We start from the raw sequence: 20,690 nt of genomic DNA on the forward strand, positions 1-20,690 counted from the left end.
GCTGCTCTATGCTGATTGATGCTCACTGCCATCTCGACTTCCCTCAGTTCGATCATGACCGAGCAGAGGTGTTTGAGGCCGCGAAGGCGGTGGGCGTTTCGCACTTTGTCATTCCTGGTACGACCCGAGAGCGCTGGCAGCATGTGCTGGCGCTGGCCGAGCGCGATGATACGTCGGCATGCGTGGGCTTGCATCCTTACTTTGTGGCGCAGCATCAGGAAGCGGACCTTGCCGCGCTTGATCAACTATTCATTAAGCATCCAGAAATCGTGGCGGTGGGCGAGTGCGGTATTGATGCTCGCTTTGAAGCGACTATTGATGCCCAATGGCACTACTTTGATGCTCAGTTAAGGCTGGCTCAGAAGCACTCTTTGCCTGTCGTGGTGCACTGTGTGCATGCTAATGACACCGTTGCTAAGCGCCTTGGTCAGTTTTCGCTGCCTAAAGCAGGTCTGATTCACGCCTTTTCAGGTTCAATTGAGCAAGCTCAGAAGTTTTTAGCGCTTGGTTTCAAGCTAGGCTTAGGTGGGGCAGTGACCTATGGGCGCGCCAAGCGATTACAGCGCATGGTAAAAGCACTACCCGATGACGCCTTTATGCTCGAAACCGATAGCCCCGATATGCCATTAAATGGCTGCCAGGGCATGCGCAATGAGCCAAGTAGGCTAGTCGATGTGTGCCGTGCGGTGGCTAGGCTGCGCGAGCAAACAGCCGAGCAGGTCGCGGGACAGACCAGTGCTGTCGCCGCAACGCTATTTGGGTTGCCGTGCATGCAGCCTTAGCTGTTAAGGCTGACCGCTAGCTGCTCGGGATCTACGCGTTCAATCGGGTAGGGCAGCGGTAAAAGGGTGGCGGGTAGTCCGGACAAAAAGATGGGTGTCATTTCTTCGGCGATTTTAGTGCTCATTACCGCCAGCAGCTCAATGCCACCTAGCGAGTCCGACGCACTGATCACCACTTCGCCTACCGATTTGTCGTCACTATTAACCAGGCTGGCGCCCGCTTCTGGCAGCGCTTTTGTCTCGACGCTGACGCGCATCAGGCGCTTTTTAACCTGGCCCCGGAAGTGTGCTCTCGCGACGACTTCTTGGCCGGTGTAGCAACCCTTTTTAAAGCTAATCCCGCCAAGCGCTTCCCAATTTATCATCTGGGGCAGGAAGTGATCCTGCTGAGCATCGGTTAGCCACGCTAAGCCACTGCGAATATCTTCAAGCTGCCAAGCATTGCGGCCCGCATCGTCATCTTGTAAGACCACGGTAGCGTCATTGTTGGCGTTGTCGAAACAGAATATAAAGCGCGGTGTCTCACCTAGGCACTGCAAACTTAGAGCCTGCTCGCTGTTAAAGTGGGTGCAGACGTTGTCGGGAAGCTGCAGCCCGAGCTGATCCGCCAGTGCCTGAGCACCCTCGCTGGCACCGATGAAGGTTAGATGAGGCTGCATAATCAGTTCCGCACGATAAAAAGCAGCGAATTTTTTAAGATGACTGGCTAAGCTATCGACTAATGTTGTGCTCAGCAGCAGGCGGAAATGCTCATTGCTCAACCGCAGTAGTTGGGCATTAGCTAGCATTCGCCCTTTTGGCGTACAGAAACAGGTGAGTGGCGCAAAGCGTCCATCAGCCAGGCTGACCTGAGCGCTGGTTTGTCCTTGAAGGAATTTTTCTGCATCGACGCCTTTTACATCCAGTGCCGCTAAATGGGTTAGGCGGACGCAGCCAAGGGCGGGGGTTCTAGAGGGAACGGTCGCCATAAAAACTCCTAAAGAAAATGGTAAGGTGCCAGCGTATAAAATACGTACTGATATGCCGTTTAATGCGGGCGCAGGGCATCAATTGCAAGGCACTATTAGCGTGCTAAACTCTTCATTTGATATCAGCTTTACACAGTTTATCAGGTGTTGACCAACAGGTAAGGAAACGGTATGGCGCAACAATCATTAACATTTCAGCAAGTTAAAACGGTCGAACAAGTTAATAAAATCACCACGGCGCTTATGATGCTTGAAGGCGTTGACAGTGCTGAGGTGGGAAGGCACGGCGCCGACGTGGATGGCCGGGCAACGCGTCAAACGCTTATTAACGCGATTGAAAAACTTAAGCTGGGCGTAAAGGTTTCTTAATGCATATACCGATTACCATTATCAGTGAACGCAACAACGTTTTTAGGCAGCGCATTGAGGTCAATGGCTTAGAAGATATGTTTGCCGATGTGCCGGCCATTGTTGGCGGTGATGGTAGTGCACCGGATCCCCATGACTATTTTGATATTGCCTTAGGCACTTGCAAGGCGATCACAGTGTCGATGTACGCCAAGCGTAAAGAGTGGTCGCTTGAGGGAATTACCGTCACCGTGCAGCGAGATGATAGCCAGGAAAAAAAAGGTATCTATAAGTTAGATGTCGCATTAATGCTGCAGGGTATTGATGATCCTGATCAGCGCGCCAGGCTGGAAGATATAAGCCACCGTTGCCCCATCCAGCGCTTGATGACTGAGTCCACCGTCGAGATCGCCACGCGGCTTGTTTAGTTTGTTTTTAGCTAATTCCCCCTTGTTTTGGAGTCACGATGAGCAAAGCCTTTCGATTGCAGTCTAAATTTCAGCCTGCTGGCGATCAGCCCGCCGCTATTAAAGGGCTGATTAGTGGCCTGGAATCAGGGCTTGCCCATCAGACACTGCTCGGGGTTACGGGGTCGGGTAAAACCTTCACTATGGCGAATGTGGTTGAGCAGCAGCAGCGCCCAACGATTGTCATGGCGCCAAATAAGACGCTCGCTGCCCAGCTTTACGGTGAGTTTAAGTCTTTTTTTCCTGATAACGCGGTTGAGTATTTCGTCTCCTACTACGATTATTATCAGCCTGAAGCCTATGTGGCGGCATCCGATACGTTTATCGAGAAAGATGCGTCGATTAATGACCATATTGAGCAGATGCGTCTTTCAGCCACCAAGGCGCTGCTTGAGCGCCGTGATGCGCTAATTGTGGTGTCCGTGTCGGCTATTTACGGCCTGGGTGATCCCGAGCAATACCTGAAAATGCGCCTTCATTTCTCCCGCGGTGAACTGATTGACCAGCGCGCCTTTTTACGCCGCTTGGCCGAGCTACAGTACACCCGCAATGATATGGATTTCCGGCGCGGCACTTACCGAGTTCGTGGCGACGTCATCGATGTCTTCCCCGCTGATTCTGAAGAAGAGGCGGTGCGAATCGAGCTGTTCGACAATGAAATCGACACGATTCGCATGTTTGATCCGCTAACCGGTGCCGTCCATGGCGAGGTGGCGCGAATGACCATCTACCCAAAATCGCACTACGTTACGCCACGGGAAACGATTTTAGGCGCCATCGATGACATTAAAGAGGAGCTCAAAGAGCGTTTAGAGTGGATGCGCAAACACGAGCGGTTGGTGGAGGCCCAGCGTTTGGAGCAGCGCACGCTTTACGATATAGAAATGATGCTTGAACTTGGTTATTGCAACGGTATTGAAAACTACTCGCGCTACCTTTCCGGGCGTGCATCGGGCGAGCCGCCGCCGACCTTCTTCGACTATTTACCAGACGACGCACTGCTGTTTATCGATGAATCTCACGTCAGCGTGCCGCAGGTCGGTGGGATGTATAAAGGCGATCGTTCGCGTAAAGAAACACTGGTCGAGTACGGTTTTCGACTGCCCTCAGCGCTGGATAATCGGCCCATGAAGTTTGAAGAGTGGGAGGCGATTTCACCGCAGACTATTTTTGTCTCCGCCACCCCAGGCCGTTATGAAGCCGAGCACACCGGTCAGACGGTTGAGCAAGTGGTACGTCCCACCGGACTGCTAGACCCTGAAATTGAGGTGCGCCCAGCCAGCACTCAGGTAGATGATCTGCTCTCGGAGATTGGACTGCGCACCGCCGTGGGTGAGCGCGTTTTGGTCACCACTCTTACCAAGCGTATGTCAGAAGATCTCACGGATTACTTTGATGAGCACGGCATTCGAGTGCGTTACTTACACTCTGACATCGACACTGTGGAGCGGGTAGAGATTATCCGCGATTTGCGCTTAGGTAAGTTTGACGTGCTAGTAGGTATAAACCTGTTACGCGAAGGTCTCGATATTCCGGAAGTATCGCTCGTGGCAATTTTGGATGCCGATAAAGAGGGCTTCTTGCGCTCTGAGCGCTCGTTGATACAGACTATCGGCCGCGCTGCCCGTAATGCTAATGGTAAAGCTATTTTGTACGGGGACCGTATTACGGACTCAATGCGCAAGGCCATTGATGAAACGGATAGGCGGCGCGCTAAGCAAACAGAGCATAACGAAGAGCATGGTATTACGCCGACAACGGTGACTCGTTCGGTCGCCGATATTCTTGAAGCGGCGCAAGCGCCTGGTAAGAAAAGCAGCCGCCGCCGCGGTAATGAGCGCAAAGTAGCTGAGTCAGCCGCTGACTATGATATCGCCAGTATGAGTAAGCAAGATCTCTTGGGTGCGATTAACAAGCTCGAAGATGCAATGTTTGAAGCAGCGCAAAATCTGGAGTTTGAAGAGGCGGCGCGTCTTCGCGACCAGCTGCATCAAATGAAGGAAAAACAGCTGGTATTGGGATAGGAGACGTATGCCGGAAGGGCCCGAAATTCGCCGTGCGGCAGACCGTGTACAGCAGCAGATAGGCGAGCGTGAGATAGACGCTGCTTGGTTTGCTTTCCCAGAGCTTGCTGAGCAGGCCGCGTCTCTTGTTGGTGCGCGTGTTACGCGGGTTGATACGTGGGGCAAGGCGATGTTGATCCGGTTTAGTGATCGGCGCGTGCTGTATTCGCACAACCAGCTGTACGGTGTTTGGAAGCAGCATGATGCCGATCAACCGCCTGACACAAAGCGCACGCTGCGCGTTAGATTGACGGCGCAAGGGCGTAGCGCAAGCCTTTACAGTGCCTCTGATATTTCCCTTTGGCACGAGGATAATCTCGCGCAGCATCCGTTTTTATCTCGGCTGGGGCCTGATTTGCTCAGCCAGGAAGTCACGGCTGGCGACGTCCTGCAACGTCTAAATCTTAAGCAGTTCCACAAACGTAGCCTAGGGGCGCTGTTGCTTGATCAGGGGTTGGTGGCAGGGTTGGGCAACTATCTGCGCTCGGAAATTTTGTTTTTTGCGCAGCTTTCTCCGAAAACGCGTCCGATAGATTTGTCGCCAGGGCAGCAGCAGATGTTGGCGAAGTGCATTATTGAAACCACGCTTCAAACGTACCAAACGGCAGGCATCACCAATTGTGATGCTTGGATTAAGCAGGCTAAGGTCGCCGGTGAGCCACGCAGTCAGTGGCGCTTTGCAGTATTTGATCGTGCCGGGCTGCAATGTCACCGCTGTGGCGAGGTCATCCAGCGAATCATGGTGGGTTCAAGACGGCTGTATCTATGCCCGCGCTGCCAGCCGAGTTAGTTTTTTTAGGGTTTATACCGTTATCTTGAATGTTTGAATCTCTTTTTACAAACTGAACTACGTTGTCACTGGTATCGCTAGGGATGCTGCCGCGTGAGGGGCAATACGGTATACTTGGCTCACGCTAAGACGGCACTTTCGCAGTTGCGAAAGAAAGCCGCTGACTAGACGATAACCTAGGAGCTGTTAGTCCATGACCGTGATTCGCCAGGACGACGTTATTCAAAGCGTTGCCGATGCTCTGCAGTACATCTCTTACTATCATCCTAAAGATTTTATTGACGCCATGGCTGCCGCCTATGAGCGTGAAGAGAACCCCGCTGCGAAAGATGCCATTGCGCAAATTCTGATTAATTCACGCATGTGCGCCACAGGCCACCGTCCTATTTGTCAGGATACCGGTATTGTCACCGTGTTCGTTCATGTGGGTATGAACGTAACGTGGGAGGCGGACATGAGCTTGGACGACATGATCAACGAAGGTGTTCGTCGTGCTTACCTGTTGCCGGATAATATTCTGCGCGCCTCGGTACTGGCTGATCCAGACGGTAAGCGGGCCAACACCAAAGACAACACCCCGGCCATTATTCATCATTCGATTGTGCCTGGTGACAGCGTCGATATTCATGTGGCCGCGAAGGGTGGTGGCAGTGAGGCAAAATCCAAGTTTGCCATGCTGAATCCTTCAGATAGCGTGGTGGACTGGGTTATGGAGCAGCTGCCGAAGATGGGCGCCGGCTGGTGCCCGCCCGGTATGCTGGGCATTGGTATTGGCGGTACTGCTGAAAAAGCCATGCTAATTGCTAAAGAAGCGTTGCTTGATCCTATCGATATACAAGATTTACAGGCCCGTGGGCCGAGTAATCGTGCTGAGGAGCTGCGCCTAGAGTTGTTTGATAAGGTCAATAAGAGTGGTATTGGCGCGCAGGGTTTAGGTGGTTTAACCACGGTCTTGGATATTAAAGTGAGAGACTACCCAACTCACGCCGCTAACAAGCCGGTCGCGATTATTCCTAACTGTGCGGCTACTCGCCACGCTCACTTTACTCTGGACGGTTCAGGCCCTGCGGTGCTTGAAGCGCCGAAGCTGGAAGATTGGCCAGAAATTACTCGTGAAGCAGGCGAGAACGTCAAGCGTGTTAATCTTGACACCGTCACCCCAGCCGACGTCAAAACGTGGCAGCCGGGCGATACGCTATTGTTAAACGGAAAGCTGTTGACTGGCCGAGACGCCGCTCATAAGCGCATGATAGATATGTTGGCAAAAGGTGAGCCCTTGCCAGTGGATATGAAAGGGCGGTTTATCTACTACGTCGGGCCGGTTGATCCGATTGGCGACGAGGTGGTTGGACCAGCAGGACCCACCACGGCAACACGGATGGATAAATTTACTCGTACAATGCTGGAAGAAACAGGCTTGCTCGGCATGGTCGGTAAGGCAGAGCGTGGTCAAACAGCCATTGATGCCATCCGCGACAACGAAGCGGTTTATCTGATGGCCGTTGGCGGTTCGGCTTATCTCGTCGCACAGGCGATTAAAAAATCGCGGGTAGTTGGTTTCGAAGATCTGGGCATGGAGGCTATTTACGAATTTGAAGTTGAAGATATGCCTGTGACCGTTGCTGTGGATAGCCAGGGTACATCGGTGCATCAAACAGGACCGGCTAAGTGGAAAGAAATTATTGCTCAGTCTGCGTAGTAAAGAAGTATGGTTGATTAGGCTTTAAAACGAAAAGGGCCTCGCTTGTGGCGAGGCCCTTGCCTATATAAGGACGTAGCTATGGCCTCTTGGTTATTAGGGACCAGCATTTTATTGATACATCTGTTAGGCATCGTGTCGGCCATCATGGCGCTGATGTCTAGCCGCACCTCTCAAGGAGCGGTAGCGTGGATTATATCGCTGCTTACTTTTCCGTATGTTGCACTTCCAGCCTATTGGTTTTTTGGTCGACCGCGGTTCTACGGCTACGTATCGGCTCGCGGCCAGCGTGACACCGTACTGCGCCGGGTATTAGTTCGTTATCGAGCCAATGTGCAGCCCTACGTGGCGCCTTCAAGCAGTGCCGATATCCAGGCCGTTGAACAGCTGGCCATGATGCCATTGACGCGCGGTAATCAAGCGACGCTATTGGTCAACGGTCACGCCGCGTTTGAGAGCCTTTTTGACGGCATTGATCGCGCTGAAAACTATGTGTTGATACAGTTTTTTATCGTGCGCAACGACGCGCTGGGCCAGCGTTTGTTGAGTCATCTGCAGCGTGCGGCTAAGCGTGGCGTACGGGTTTATTTTCTTTATGATGAAGTGGGTAGCCGCAAATTAAACGAAGGCTATCTGGGCGATTTAACGCGTGAAGGCGCGTCAGTCAGTGCCTTTCGGTCATCGCGAGGGTTTAAACATCGATTTCAGCTCAACTTCCGTAACCACCGTAAAGTCACGGTAGTTGACGGGAAAGAGGGTTGGGTAGGTGGTTTAAACGTGGGTATCGAATACCTAGGTGAGGACCCGCGACACGGTGCCTGGCGCGACACGCATTTAAAGCTGCAAGGGCCCAGTGTGTTGGGCTTGCAGGAGGCCTTTTGGGAAGACTGGCACTGGGCAACGGACGAAGTGATTAGCCTGAACTGGATAGCCGATACGTCTACAGCAACCGACCATCATGTCGTCATAGTGCCTTCTGGTCCCGCTGACCGCCAGGACACTGCCAGCCTGTTAGTGCAGCAGGTTATTCATAGTGCGAAACATCGCCTGTGGGTCACTAGTCCTTATTTTGTACCCGATCAAGGCGTTCAGGATGCGTTGCGCTTAGCGGCGATGCGCGGTGTAGACGTACGCGTGATGATTCCTGAGCGACCAGACCATTTATTAGTATTCTTGTCAGCATTTTCATTCCTGCCTGACATGTTAAGAGCGGGTGTTAAAATATACCGTTATCTTCCGGGGTTTCTACATCAAAAAGTAATGCTTGTAGACGGTGAAGCAGCCACGGTAGGCACTATCAATTTAGATAATCGCTCGTTTCGATTAAATTTTGAAATCACCGCGTTTATACCTAGCCCAGAGTTTGCTGCCAGCGTCGCGGTGATGTTAGAAAATGATTTTGAACAATGCCGCCGTGTAACAATGGATGAAATTAATCAGCGTTCAATGTGGATGAAAGTAGTTTCTCGGGCAGCTTACTTAACGGCTCCTGTCCAATAATGCAGGTACCTCTGATAATAAAAGCAGCTCTGCGTGGATGACGAGTAAAACAAGGAGTCATGGGTGAATCTTGAAACAAAATGGCTGGAGGATTTCGTGGCGCTTGCCGGCACACGCAGCTTCTCGGCCTCAGCACGCCAGCGACACGTTACACAGCCGGCTTTTAGTCGGCGTATTCGCGCGCTAGAGCAAGCTGTTGATGTAACTTTGGTAGATCGTTCCACAACGCCCGTTGGGTTAACGCCCGAAGGCCAACTTTTTTTAGTCACAGCGCGAAACCTTGTCGAACAGCTGAACGAATCGCTGAGCCATTTACGTGGTTTGTCTATTGCTAATGAAGCGTTAGATATCGTCGCGGCGCACTCTTTAGCGTTGAGTTTTTATCCACCGTGGATTTCTCGGTTACAAAAAGGCCTGGGGGAGCTGCCCACTCGTTTAGTGGCTATGAACGTAGGAGAGGCTATTCACGTATTGCGCGAGGGTAACTGCGATTTAATGCTCGCGTATTACGATCCTTTTGCCACTATGCAGCTAGATGCCGAAGTATTTCCCTCGTTCTCAATCGGCAAGGTCAATATGCTGCCCGTTTCGCTGCCAGACGAGCAGGGTAAGCCGCTATTTTCATTGCAGCATGACGCCTCCATCCCCTATCTCTCCTATACCCAAGCCGCATTTTTAGGCCGAACGGTACGCATGCTGCTCAAAAATGATCCGCTACGGATGAAGTTACGCACCGTTTATGAAACCGCCATGGCCGAAGGCCTGAAAGGAATGGTGTTACAGGGTGCTGGCGTGGCATGGATACCTGATTTTTGTATTCGCGAAGAGTTGAAAAGTGGGCGCTTGGTCAGAGCCGGTGAGCAACATTGGGATATACCGCTTGAGATCCGCCTATATCGCTGCTCGATGGTGCACAAGCCTGGTGTAGAGCGTTTATGGCGGCAGATGGTGAAGCTACCGCGGGACTTTCTGCAAGCATGAGCTTGGCCGTTACGGATGGCAGCAACGATGACATGTCACGTGTCAGAAAACTGCGTTAAACGTTGTGGTTCGGTATGCTATATACGTAGCATACCGATAAGCCTTACAAAACGCGTCTAAACGATTACATGGGAAGTGAATATGATTAAAAAAACGGCAACCTTCTGGTGGAATGTAATGCAAGATGCCGTTTCCTTATGGCTAGAACGAAATGCGTTTAGCTATGCAGGCTCGCTCGCTTTTTATACGCTGTTCTCATTGGCACCTACTATTATCATTGCGGTGACGGTAATCGGCGTTGTATTGGGCGAAGAAGCTGCCCAAGGTCAAATAGTCGCGCAGCTGCAGGGTACGTTAGGAACCGATGCCGCGACGGCGATCGAACAAGCGGTCGCGCAGTCGCGCATTGAAGAGTCGGGGCTGTTGCCGACGGTGTTGGGGTTCATCGCGCTGATCGTGGGGGCCACGACCGTATTCGCGCAAATGCAATTTTCGCTTAACACGATATGGGGAGTGACGGCAAAGCCAACGTCTAATAGCGCCTTCGTGTTTATTAAAAACCGTCTGCTATCGCTTACGGTTGTCCTATCCATCGGGTTTATCCTGCTGGTGTCATTAGTTTTAGGAGTCGTGCTGCGTGGAGTGCTGCTAGCGACAGACAACTTACTGCCGTTTGCCAGTTTATTTACGACGTCTTTAGAATCGCTTATTTCAGTGGCCATGGTGACATTGCTATTTGCGACTATTTTTAAAGTACTGCCCGATGTCGTGCTGCGGTGGAAAGATGTATTTTTGGGGGCTGTTGTCACCGCGGTACTATTTACTATAGGTCGTAGCGTTATCGCTATTTACTTAGCGCATACCGCTACCGCTTCAACCTATGGCGCAGCAGGGTCTGTTGTGATGATTTTACTTTGGGTTTACTACAGCTCATTGATTTTACTGTTTGGTGCTGCCTTTACGCGGTCCTTGCTGTTGCGCCGCGGTCGAGCTCTGGTGCCAAGAAATAGCGCGGTGCTTATCAAACAAGAGTACGTTTAAATAGCCCGCAGTACAGCGCATTCACCTCAGGAGTGTGGCTCATCCAGGTTTTGTAATGACACCCTGGATGATCGCCACGCCCCTAGCGCCGTTAAGGCATCTCAGCCTCGTAAATGATTTTCAGGTGTTTTTCACTGAGATGTTTTCCATTCGCTAATATTGTTTGCCGTTAAACTCACGATGTTCTGTCTGGCTTCGGGTGTGACCCAGGCATTGTGTGGAGTGACAATCAAATTGAGCGGTTCGGCGAGCGCGTCAAGCAGTGGATGCCCGTCTCTGGGGGGTTCTGCCGGCAGTACGTCAACCGCCAGTCCGCCTAGTTTGCCGCTGCGTAGCGCGTCTAATGCAGCAACCTCGTCAATCATGCCGCCTCGGGCGCAGTTAATCAGTAGCAGCGATGGTTTGGCCTTAGCCAGGCGCTCCCGATTAATCAAATGCTTAGTAGCGTCGCTAAGCGGGCAATGCAAACTAATAACGTCAGCATCATCAAGCAGATCATCAAGGGACGGGCGTTTGTCGTTGGTCTCATTGCCTGGGCGGGCGGTAAAAGAGACGTTCATTCCGAACGCTTCCGCTAAACGAGCAACTTCAGAGCCCAGCTCTCCTTGCCCAACCATGACTAAATGTTTGCCTGAAAGCTGTAGCGTAGGATAGTCCTGCAGGCAGAAAAAATCGCTGCGCTGCCACTTACCTGCGGCCACGTCGCGCTGATAAAGGGGGAGGCGATTGGCTAGTGAGAGCATGAGCATTAAAGTGTGCTGCGAAACGCTGGCAGTGCCGTAAGCCGCTACGTTTTTGACCTCAATGTTATTAGCTTTAGCCGTCTCAAGGTCAATATTATTAAGCCCCGTTGCTAGTACACATATCAACCGCAGTTTGGGCAGCTGTTGCAACGTTTTTGCGTCTAGAACGACCTTGTTTACAATCGCAATATCTGCGTTAGCAAGGCGTTCAGCCGCCTGTTGTGTCGAACTTTGCTCAAACACCTCAAGGTGAGAAACCGACTCACGAATGGCGGCTAAGTCAATCTGGGGGCCTAAGCTCTTAGCATCCAATATCACTGCGTGGGGCATTTTCTTATCTCCATAAACTGCCTTGGTCTGCATAACCTTGCTTGGCAGGGGTCACAAAAGGGTATAATGGCGGCGCTTGATCAACCGCAGCCTTGGAATTTATCCCGACTGGCCACATATTGGCAGCCCGGCAGCGTTTATTTTTGCTATTTTTCTGTCAGAAACACGTCTGTCAGAACTGAACCTGTCAGCGTTGAGCTTTATAAGGAGTCATCAACATGCCGATCTATGAATATGAGTGCAAGGCCTGCGGCCATCGTATGGAAAAACTGCAGAAGATTAGTGCTGATCCTTTAAAGGATTGTCCAGCGTGTCATAGCGATGGTTTGGCTCGCTTGGTATCCGCTGCAGGGTTTCGCTTGGCCGGCGGCGGTTGGTATGAAACTGATTTTAAAACGGGTAGCAAAAAGAATTTAGTCGCTGATGGCAAAACGGCATCGACAGATGCTGGCAAAACCAGTGATACCAGTGCTACCTCTAAGAGCGCTACTCCTACAGACAAGGGCGCCGCGGCATAGCCGAGGCTGCCAGGGTTGGGACGACCCGCGACACATTAATTGCCACGTAACAGAACAGGATTTGACATGCGCAGCCATTATTGCGGCCAGCTGAATGAAACTTTGGTGGATCAAACGGTTACGGTATGCGGATGGGTTCATCGCCGCCGTGACCACGGTGGAGTAATTTTCCTCGACATGCGCGACCGCGATGGTATCGCTCAGATCGTGGTCGACCCCGATACCGCCGATGCGTTCGCTCATGCGGACCGCGCTCGCAGCGAGTACGTCCTGCGCATTACAGGCCGTGTGCGGTTGCGTCCAGAAGGCACCCAAAATGCCAACATGCCGACGGGCATGATTGAAGTGTTAGCAAAAGATGTTGAAGTGCTCAACGCGGCAATTACGCCGCCTTTCATGCTTGATGAGCATGGGAAAGTGGGCGAAGAAGTGCGTTTAAAGTATCGCTATATCGATCTGCGTCGCCCTGACATGATTGAAAAACTGCGTCTGCGTTCACGTATTTCTCACAACGTTCGTGCCTACCTTGAAGGTCAGGGGTTTTTAGATATCGAAACCCCTGTGCTGACACGCGCCACACCAGAAGGGGCGCGTGACTATCTAGTGCCTAGCCGTACGCATGCCGGTAGCTTCTTTGCGTTGCCGCAGTCGCCTCAGCTGTTTAAGCAACTTTTGATGGTGGCCGGCTTTGATCGCTACTATCAAATTGCCAAATGTTTCCGTGATGAAGATTTACGTGCCGATCGTCAGCCTGAATTTACCCAGATTGATATTGAGGCATCGTTTGTAGATGAGAACGATATCATGGGGATTACTGAAACCATGATTCGCCAGCTGTTCCAAGAAGTGTTAAGCGCTGAGCTTCCTGAGTTCCCGCGGATGACGTGGCAGGAAGCGATGGATCGCTTTGGCTCTGATAAGCCAGACTTGCGCATCCCGCTTGAACTGACTGACGTTGATGACCTAATGCAGCAGGTCGATTTTAAAGTCTTTTCTGGTCCGGCCAGTGCCGATGATGGCCGCGTAGCGGCGCTCAAAGTGCCCGGCGGTGCTAAGCTCTCGCGTAAAGAGATTGATGAGTACACCAAGTTTGTTGGCATTTACGGTGCTAAGGGCTTGGCATGGATTAAGGTCAACGAGCGCGCTAAAGGGCTTGAGGGTCTGCAGTCACCGATCGTCAAGTTTATGGAAAATATCGTTGAAGAGCTGCTTGATCGCGTAGGCGCGGAAGATGGCGATATTATTTTCTTCGGTGCAGATAAAGCGCGTATCGTCAACGAAGCCATTGGAGCGCTGCGTGTCAAGCTGGGCGCTGACCTGGAGCTTTACACCCAGGAATGGGCGCCGCTTTGGGTTGTCGACTTCCCCATGTTTGAGGCCGATGACAGCGGTCGTTTAAGTCCGCTACACCATCCGTTTACGGCACCTTCGTGCACACCTGTGGAGCTCAAGGCTGATCCAGCTAAAGCGCTTTCGCGGGCTTATGACATGGTGCTTAATGGTACCGAGCTCGGTGGCGGCTCTATTCGTATTCATGACCAAGCCATGCAGAGCACCGTATTTGATATTCTTGGCATTGGTGAGGAAGAGGCCCAGGAGAAATTCGGCTTCTTGCTGGATGCGCTTCAATACGGCGCGCCCCCGCATGGTGGCTTAGCGTTCGGTCTGGACCGTTTGGTGATGCTGATGGTCGGTGCTAAGACTATTCGTGAAGTGATTGCTTTCCCGAAAACCCAAAGCGCGGCCTGCTTAATGACCAATGCGCCGGGTGAAGTCAGCCCAGAGCAGCTAAAAGACCTTCACATCCGCCTACGTCAAAAAGTTAAGGCGGAAACAGTCGCAGAATAAAGCGCCTGTACCGTTGACCAGCACCGACGCTACGGCGTCGGTGTTTTTGTATGCTGCTCTGATAGTTAGGCCTAATCCACTCGAGTAACGGTGTTATGGATGAGAGAAAGCCTGCTGTACCCATACGCATACTGGGCATTGATCCTGGCTCCCGCGTGACGGGTTACGGCGTTATTGATGTGATTGGCGTCAAGCCTTGCTACGTAGCGAGCGGCTGTATCCGCACCGCTGACGGCGCTTTAGAGCAACGCTTGGCACAAATTTATGCAGGACTCAGCGAAGTCGTCGGTTTGCACAAGCCTTCTCAAGTAGCTATTGAGCGTGTTTTTATGGCTAAAAATCCGGATTCAGCACTTAAACTGGGCCAAGCAAGAGGAGCCGCATTAGTCTGTATGGCAAATCACGGGTTAAGTCTTGCCGAGTATGCCGCACGACAAATCAAACAGTCGGTGACGGGCCAGGGTGGTGCGGATAAAGCTCAAGTGCAACATATGGTGACGGCTATTTTGCAGCTCTCGGCCACTCCGCAAGCAGATGCCGCCGATGCGCTTGCCATTGCGTTAACCCATGCCTACAGCGCAACGGGGCTTACTGGCACGGTGACGCGGGGTCGCAGCCGCTCTGCAGGGCGCTGGCGTCTTTAAATCGACAATATGTAAAGTCTTACTACTGGTCATCTGTACATAGTCACTTTATAGTAAACGGCTGTTTTTACTCTATCGTTTTCACCCGAGCGCGAGCGACTTTATGATTGGACGTCTGAGTGGCCAGTTACTGGCAAAGCAACCGCCTTGGATCGTGATCGACGTTCATGGCGTAGGTTACGAGCTAGAAACGTCAATGAACACGTTGGTAGCATTACCTGCAGTCGGGGAAAGCGTTTCGTTATTCACACATCTAACCATTCGTGACGACGCTCACCTGCTATACGGTTTTGGAAGAGAGCATGAGCGTGCTCTGTTTCGAGCACTGATAAAGGTCAACGGCGTGGGGCCTAAGCTGGCGTTAGCGATTTTGTCGGGCATGGACGAAGATGCCTTTATGCGCTGTGTCCGAGACGATGACAGTAAGGCGCTAACCAAGCTGCCAGGCGTGGGGAAAAAAACCGCCGAGCGGCTGATCATCGAAATGCGCGATCGCTTTCCAGAGTGGGAAGATGGTAGCAATGCATTACTGCCTCTTGAGGCTACCAATGGCCGGGGCTCTGCACGAGACAACCTCGCCGATGCGGAGGCCGCATTGGTAAGTTTGGGGTATAAACTCACCGAAGCATCAAAAATGTTGGCGGACATAGACTCTAATCAGTCGACGGAGGCGCTTATTAAAGCCGCGCTGACGCAACGTATGAATGGCTAGCCGTAAAGGTTGAGCATAGACCGTTGTTGAATTTACGATTAAAAAACGCACTTAAAAAATGCACTTGAAAAAAGAGCACTTATGTTAGAACACGATCGGCTGATCGCCGCTGAGCCTGAGCACGGTGAGGTGCGCATTGATTACGCAATTCGCCCCAAGCGGCTGGATGAGTATATTGGCCAGCCCCGCGTTCGCGAACAGCTGGAAATCTTCATTGGCGCCGCTCGGTTACGTGAAGAGAGCCTAGATCATACTCTGGTGTTCGGGCCGCCGGGGTTAGGTAAAACCACGCTGGCTCATATTATCGCCGCTGAGATGGGGGTGGGCATGAAGTCTACCTCCGGGCCAGTGCTTGAGCGTGCCGGCGACTTAGCCGCTATGCTGACCAATCTAGAGCCTGGCGACGTGCTTTTTATCGATGAAATTCACCGCCTTTCTCCCGTCGTCGAAGAAGTCTTATATCCCGCCATGGAAGATTTTCAGCTGGATATCATGATTGGTGAAGGCCCCGCTGCGCGTTCCATAAAGCTAGACCTTCCTCGTTTCACGTTGGTCGGCGCCACCACCCGTGCAGGATTATTAACCTCACCACTGCGCGATCGGTTTGGCATTGTTCAGCGTCTTGAATTTTACAATCTGGAAGAGCTTACCGAAATTGTTTCGCGCTCAGCGCGCCTACTCGGCGTAGAAACCAGCCACGAAGGAGCTGTTGAAGTGGCGCGTCGTTCACGAGGAACGCCTCGTATAGCGAATCGCCTATTGCGCCGAGTGCGCGATTACGCCGAAATGAAGGGCAACGGTGTGGTTGATGTAGCAATCGCAGACGCAGCACTCAATATGCTCAATGTAGATCATCATGGGCTAGATCATATGGACCGGCGGCTCTTACTGGCTATGATCGATAAATTCGATGGCGGCCCGGTGGGTATTGATTCATTAGCCGCAGCGATTAGCGAGGAGCGAGACACCATAGAAGATGTGATTGAGCCTTATCTTATTCAGCAAGGTTTAATCATGCGTACACCTCGTGGGCGCGTCGTCACACGTCAGGCTTGGCTACACTTTGAGCGCGTTCCTCACGAACAGGCGTCCGACATGGAAGGGGAGCGACGCCCGTGAGTGTCTCTACCGCCGCTAGTTATCGCCTGCCGCTACGTGTTTATATGGAAGATACGGATGCAGGCGGCATTGTTTACTACGTTAATTATCTGAAGTTTATGGAGCGTGTGCGCAGTGAATGGTTACGCGAACTAGGCCTTAATCAGCAAACGCTGCTAGACGAAGGTACACAGCTAGTGGTATACCGCTTGGCCTGTGATTATGCAAAGCCTGCCTGTTTGGACGATGCGTTGGAAATTAGTGCACGGGTAACTAACGTCGGGCGCTGTCGGATGACCTTCGAGCAGCAAGTTTGGCGCGCTGAGGAACTCCTATGCACTGCCACAGTCGAGATAGCATGCTTGAGTAAAGAGCGTTTACGGCCAAAAGCTTGGCCACCCGCGCTTAAGATTTTGATACAGGCCTCTTAACCAAGAGGCCATTCACTGCGTCGGAAATACCGACCCTAATAGATTGATGAGGGCACCTGTGAACGATAACACCATGTCCATTCCCCACCTGATAATGAATGCCAGTACCGTCGTACAGCTGGTAATGCTGCTACTTGTGGTGGCGTCAATCCTCTCTTGGGTGGTGATTTTTCAGCGCAGCATAGCGCTGCGCCGTGCCAAGCAAGAATACAACCAATTTGAAGAGTCTTTTTGGTCCGGTGTCGACTTGAATGAGCTCTATCGAGAGATTCCAGTTGATGACCCTCGACACGGGGCTGAACACGTTTTCCAAGCTGGGTTTCGTGAATTCAACCGGCTAATGCCTAAAACGAGTGACGCTAGCACCGTGTTAGAGGGTGTACAGCGTAGTATGCGCGTGGCGTGGTCACGGGAAGAGGATCGCTTAACGCAGCACTTGGTCTTTCTAGCCACTGTTGCTTCTGCAAGCCCTTATATCGGTCTGTTCGGGACGGTCTGGGGTATCATGGGGTCATTTCAGGCACTGTCGTTGACCCAGCAGGCAACCTTGTCAACGGTTGCGCCATGGATTGCGGAAGCGCTGATTGCAACGGCGATGGGCCTGTTTGCCGCTATTCCAGCGGTTATTTTCTATAACCGTCTCTCTAATGACGCTTCTCGGTTGCTCGGCAAATATGAAGATTTTGCGGAAGAGTTTCACGCTATCTTGCACCGTAATCTGCAGGGTCGTGACAGCAAACCGAGCGCAAGTTAAGGGAGACGGCTATGCAAGGACCATTTAATCGTAGCGGTAAAAGCAAGCCGATGGGGGAGATTAACGTCGTCCCCTTTATCGACGTTATGCTGGTACTGCTGGTGATTTTCATGATCACTGCGCCTATGTTGACTCAGGGCGTGCAAGTTGAGCTGCCTCAGGTTTCGTCTCAGCCGATTGATGAGCAGGAAAATGATCCGATCATTATTTCGGTTGACAGTGACGGTGGTTACTTCATCACTCTCGGCGAGGACTCCACCTCAGTAACGCTCGATGAAATGTCCCAGCGCGTGGTGGCTATTTTGCAACGGCGTCCTGGAACACCGGTGATGGTGCGTGGCGACCGCAATGTGGCCTATGGCCAAATTGTTGTGCTTATGAGTACCCTCCAAGGTGCGGGGGTTGCCAACGTTGGGCTGCTTTCTGAGCCGCCGCAAGATGGGTAAGGGCAAAGCGTATATGGCAGGAAAGTCTTCTCACGACCCCCAAGATGTTGGCTATAAATGGCCCACCGTTTTGGCGATAGGCGTGCACGCTGCCATTGTGCTGTTTAGCTTGGTTAGCTTGCCCAGCCGAACGGCAGAGCCTGATAGCTCTTCGATTGTTCAGGCGACGTTAGTGAGTACGGAGACATTTACCGATCAAGCGCAGCAGGCAACGGATCAGCAGGCGGCCATGAGTGCGCCAGCTGACGCGCCTACAGAGCCTGATGCTCCCGATGAGCCTTCTGCAAGCGAGCAGCAAGCAGCAGCAGAAGCGGCTCAACGCGCTTCTCAAGCTGAGGCTCAGGCATTAGAAGAAGCGCGCGAGGCGGCAGAAACCGAAGCTCAGCGCCGTGCGGCAGAAGCGTCCGAGCAAGCTGAGCAGCAGGCAGCAGAGACAGCGGAGCGTCAAGCTGAAGCAGAAGCCGCCGCAGAACGTCAGCGTGAAGTAGAAGATGCCCGACGCCAGCAGGAGGCGGCGGAGCAAAAGCGTGAGGAGGAAGCAGCCGCCGAAGCCGAGCGCGAGCAGGAAGCCGCGGAACAGCAGCGCGAAGAAGAAGAGGCCGCCGAAGCCGAGCGTCAACGCGAAGCGGCAGAGCAGCAGCGTAAAGAAGATGAGGCCGAAGCCGCACAAAAACGTGAAGCTGAAGAGGCGCGCCAGCGTGAGGAGCAAGAGGCCGAACGCGAGCGGGAAGCCGAAGCCCAGCGTCAGCGTGAGGCACAAGAGCAGCAGCGTCGTGAAGCTGAAGCAGAAGCGGAGCGTCAACGTCAGGCCGCGGAAGCAGCGGAGGCCGCCATGCAGCGCCAGCTAGCCGGTGAAGCCGAAGCAGCTGCCAATGCACAGCAGGCTGCGCAGGCGGCCAATAGCTTTATCAATATCGTTCGTCGTGCGGTTGAGCAGGCCTGGTTGATTCCGGCCGGTGCAAGTGATTCGATGAGTGCTACGCTACAGGTACGTCTTGGTCCATCGGGTGAACTGTTAGCAACGTCGATTGTGACATCAAGCGGCGATAGTGCTTTTGACAGGTCTGTCATGCAGGCCGTGGAACATGCTGCACCGTTTGGTGAATTGAGAGATTTACCAGCCGATCAGCAGCGTAATTTACGTCAGTTTAATCTGCGATTTACTCCGGGAGATGTTCGCTGATGCAAAGCTTGAGCAAAGTGTGGTTGTTCTGTGTGCTGCTGTTCGTCAGTAGTGCAGTGAGTGCCGACAACTTGACGATTGAAATTACTCGAGGTAGCGATCAGGCGCTACCCATTGGCGTGGTGCCGTTCGCAGGTTCAGACGGCATGCCCGAAGATGTCGCACAGATTGTGCAGGATGATCTTGAACGCAGTGGCTATTTTGCCCCGCTAGCACGTAGCGCTATGTTTGAGACGCCCAGCCAGTCTGACGATGTTCAGTTCGGCACATGGCATTCTCTTGATGTGCGCTACTTGGTCGTCGGCAGCGCGCAACCAACCGATGGTGGCTTTGAGCTGCAGTTTGAGCTCATGGACATTAGCGGTCAGCGTAGGATGATCGGTGAGACAGTCACCGTAAGAGGTAATGATCTTCGCGGTGCTGCTCACTATATTAGTGATCAAATCTTTGAAGAAATCACCGGCATCCGTGGTGCGTTCTCAACCAAAATTGCTTATGTGACTGCCCAAGGTATTGGCGATAATATGCAGTTTGGTTTGTACGTTGCCGATGCCGATGGGCGTCGCAGTGAGCAGGTATTGACCTCTGATGAGCCGATTATGTCACCATCATGGTCACCCGACGGTAGTAAGCTTGCCTACGTATCTTTTGAAACAGAGCGCCCTGCCATCTATATTCAAGATGTAGCAACCGGTCAGCGCGTTCAGGCAACGTCATTTGACGGCATTAACGGTGCACCTGCGTGGTCGCCAGATGGTCGTCGTATTGCGATGTCACTGTCTAAAGATGGCCAGCCCGAAATTTATATTATGGATGTCGGCAGCAGTTCAGTAGAGCGCATCACCAATAATAATAGTATTGATACTGAGCCAGCTTGGGCGCCAGACGGCCAGAGTCTGCTGTTTACCTCTGATCGCAGCAGTGGCCCACAGCTTTATCAGTATTCGATGGGCGGTGGTGAGGCTAAACGCCTGACATTTACCGGCAACTACAACGCTCGCGGTCGCTATTCTCCTGATGGCGAGCAGATATTCTTGATACATCGTTCTAGTCGCGGGTATCAAGTGGCACGGCAAGATTTAAGCGGCGATCGCTTAGTCGTATTGAGTGAATCAACAAGAGATGAATCTCCTAGTGTTGCGCCGAACGGGACCATGGTAATCTTCGCTACCCAAGAGGGTAATAGTGGGGTACTAAGTGCTGTTTCTGCCGATGGACGCTCTTCATTTAGACTGCCATCAGCACAAGGTGATGTACGTGATCCAGCTTGGTCACCCTTCTTAAATTGATCGACTTAATTAACTAACATCGAAAATCGAAAATCGAAAATCGAAAATTTTAGTT

At 52.3% G+C, this 20,690-nt stretch carries 21 protein-coding genes; 19 read left to right on the forward strand and 2 right to left on the reverse strand.

The features are described from left to right. Positions 1-8 precede the first annotated feature (8 nt). Positions 9-782, forward strand: coding sequence for a TatD family hydrolase (locus tag ACT3TR_RS13620; RefSeq protein WP_444625463.1), 774 nt, complete (start codon positions 9-11; stop codon positions 780-782). Here the strand turns inward: ACT3TR_RS13620 and ygfZ are convergent. Further along, a complete protein-coding gene (gene ygfZ, locus ACT3TR_RS13625; protein WP_444625462.1) occupies positions 779-1,750 on the reverse strand; it encodes a CAF17-like 4Fe-4S cluster assembly/insertion protein YgfZ in 972 nt (323 codons plus the stop codon). The genes ACT3TR_RS13620 and ygfZ overlap by 4 nt on opposite strands. A gap of 171 nt (positions 1,751-1,921) precedes the next feature. Between ygfZ and ACT3TR_RS13630 the strand changes: the two genes are divergently transcribed. The 8 genes from ACT3TR_RS13630 (at position 1,922) to ACT3TR_RS13665 (ending at position 10,639) form a co-directional block, all read left to right on the forward strand. Continuing rightward, positions 1,922-2,119: a hypothetical protein gene (locus ACT3TR_RS13630; RefSeq protein WP_096280124.1), complete on the forward strand. Its 198-nt coding sequence runs from the start codon at positions 1,922-1,924 to the stop codon at positions 2,117-2,119. Continuing rightward, positions 2,119-2,526, forward strand: coding sequence for an OsmC family protein (locus tag ACT3TR_RS13635; RefSeq protein ID WP_096280122.1), 408 nt, complete (start codon positions 2,119-2,121; stop codon positions 2,524-2,526). The genes ACT3TR_RS13630 and ACT3TR_RS13635 overlap by 1 nt, the downstream gene beginning before the upstream one ends. A gap of 38 nt (positions 2,527-2,564) precedes the next feature. Next, a complete protein-coding gene (gene uvrB, locus ACT3TR_RS13640) occupies positions 2,565-4,589 on the forward strand; it encodes an excinuclease ABC subunit UvrB (RefSeq protein ID WP_096280120.1) in 2,025 nt (674 codons plus the stop codon). Positions 4,590-4,596: 7 nt separating this feature from the next. Further along, positions 4,597-5,418, forward strand: a complete 822-nt coding sequence (gene nei, locus ACT3TR_RS13645; RefSeq protein WP_444625461.1) for an endonuclease VIII — start codon at positions 4,597-4,599, stop codon at positions 5,416-5,418. Positions 5,419-5,611: 193 nt separating this feature from the next. Next, the gene (locus ACT3TR_RS13650) at positions 5,612-7,117 is read left to right on the forward strand and encodes a fumarate hydratase (protein WP_096280115.1); all 1,506 of its coding nucleotides are present in this window, start codon (positions 5,612-5,614) and stop codon (positions 7,115-7,117) included. A gap of 81 nt (positions 7,118-7,198) precedes the next feature. Next, a complete protein-coding gene (cls, locus tag ACT3TR_RS13655; RefSeq protein ID WP_096280113.1) occupies positions 7,199-8,617 on the forward strand; it encodes a cardiolipin synthase in 1,419 nt (472 codons plus the stop codon). A 63-nt stretch (positions 8,618-8,680) separates the two neighbouring features. Beyond that, complete coding sequence (locus ACT3TR_RS13660; protein WP_096280111.1) at positions 8,681-9,598, forward strand: LysR substrate-binding domain-containing protein; 918 nt, start codon at positions 8,681-8,683, stop codon at positions 9,596-9,598. A 141-nt stretch (positions 9,599-9,739) separates the two neighbouring features. After that, positions 9,740-10,639, forward strand: a complete 900-nt coding sequence (locus ACT3TR_RS13665) for a YihY/virulence factor BrkB family protein (protein WP_096280109.1) — start codon at positions 9,740-9,742, stop codon at positions 10,637-10,639. A 131-nt stretch (positions 10,640-10,770) separates the two neighbouring features. On the opposite strand, the gene ACT3TR_RS13670 is transcribed toward ACT3TR_RS13665, so the two are convergent. Beyond that, a complete protein-coding gene (locus ACT3TR_RS13670) occupies positions 10,771-11,712 on the reverse strand; it encodes a D-2-hydroxyacid dehydrogenase (protein WP_444625460.1) in 942 nt (313 codons plus the stop codon). A gap of 218 nt (positions 11,713-11,930) precedes the next feature. Between ACT3TR_RS13670 and ACT3TR_RS13675 the strand changes: the two genes are divergently transcribed. The 10 genes from ACT3TR_RS13675 to tolB all read left to right on the forward strand — a co-directional run bounded on the left by ACT3TR_RS13675 (position 11,931) and on the right by tolB (position 20,635). Continuing rightward, the gene (locus ACT3TR_RS13675) at positions 11,931-12,230 is read left to right on the forward strand and encodes an FmdB family zinc ribbon protein (RefSeq protein ID WP_096280105.1); all 300 of its coding nucleotides are present in this window, start codon (positions 11,931-11,933) and stop codon (positions 12,228-12,230) included. A gap of 66 nt (positions 12,231-12,296) precedes the next feature. Continuing rightward, positions 12,297-14,078, forward strand: a complete 1,782-nt coding sequence (gene aspS / locus ACT3TR_RS13680) for an aspartate--tRNA ligase (RefSeq protein WP_444625459.1) — start codon at positions 12,297-12,299, stop codon at positions 14,076-14,078. A 95-nt stretch (positions 14,079-14,173) separates the two neighbouring features. Beyond that, positions 14,174-14,722 carry a crossover junction endodeoxyribonuclease RuvC gene (gene ruvC / locus ACT3TR_RS13685; RefSeq protein ID WP_096280101.1) on the forward strand — a complete coding sequence of 183 codons (549 nt, stop codon included), beginning with the start codon at positions 14,174-14,176 and terminating at the stop codon, positions 14,720-14,722. A gap of 103 nt (positions 14,723-14,825) precedes the next feature. Beyond that, complete coding sequence (gene ruvA / locus ACT3TR_RS13690; RefSeq protein ID WP_096280098.1) at positions 14,826-15,434, forward strand: Holliday junction branch migration protein RuvA; 609 nt, start codon at positions 14,826-14,828, stop codon at positions 15,432-15,434. Between the two features lie 81 nt (positions 15,435-15,515). Next, positions 15,516-16,553 carry a Holliday junction branch migration DNA helicase RuvB gene (ruvB, locus tag ACT3TR_RS13695; RefSeq protein WP_441683691.1) on the forward strand — a complete coding sequence of 346 codons (1,038 nt, stop codon included), beginning with the start codon at positions 15,516-15,518 and terminating at the stop codon, positions 16,551-16,553. Continuing rightward, positions 16,550-16,963 (forward strand): tol-pal system-associated acyl-CoA thioesterase, encoded by a 414-nt coding sequence (ybgC, locus tag ACT3TR_RS13700; protein WP_444625458.1) that lies wholly within the window; start codon positions 16,550-16,552, stop codon positions 16,961-16,963. Before ruvB ends, ybgC begins: the two co-directional genes overlap by 4 nt. Before the next feature lie 58 nt (positions 16,964-17,021). Then, positions 17,022-17,717 carry a protein TolQ gene (gene tolQ, locus ACT3TR_RS13705; protein WP_096280094.1) on the forward strand — a complete coding sequence of 232 codons (696 nt, stop codon included), beginning with the start codon at positions 17,022-17,024 and terminating at the stop codon, positions 17,715-17,717. Positions 17,718-17,728: 11 nt separating this feature from the next. After that, the gene (gene tolR, locus ACT3TR_RS13710) at positions 17,729-18,163 is read left to right on the forward strand and encodes a protein TolR (RefSeq protein ID WP_096280092.1); all 435 of its coding nucleotides are present in this window, start codon (positions 17,729-17,731) and stop codon (positions 18,161-18,163) included. Between the two features lie 13 nt (positions 18,164-18,176). Beyond that, complete coding sequence (gene tolA / locus ACT3TR_RS13715; protein ID WP_444625457.1) at positions 18,177-19,346, forward strand: cell envelope integrity protein TolA; 1,170 nt, start codon at positions 18,177-18,179, stop codon at positions 19,344-19,346. Beyond that, the gene (gene tolB / locus ACT3TR_RS13720; protein ID WP_096280088.1) at positions 19,346-20,635 is read left to right on the forward strand and encodes a Tol-Pal system beta propeller repeat protein TolB; all 1,290 of its coding nucleotides are present in this window, start codon (positions 19,346-19,348) and stop codon (positions 20,633-20,635) included. Before tolA ends, tolB begins: the two co-directional genes overlap by 1 nt. Positions 20,636-20,690 lie beyond the last annotated feature (55 nt).

It is taken from the genome of Halomonas sp. AOP12-B1-6, assembly GCF_052379225.1.
GTDB lineage: Bacteria > Pseudomonadota > Gammaproteobacteria > Pseudomonadales > Halomonadaceae > Vreelandella > Vreelandella casei.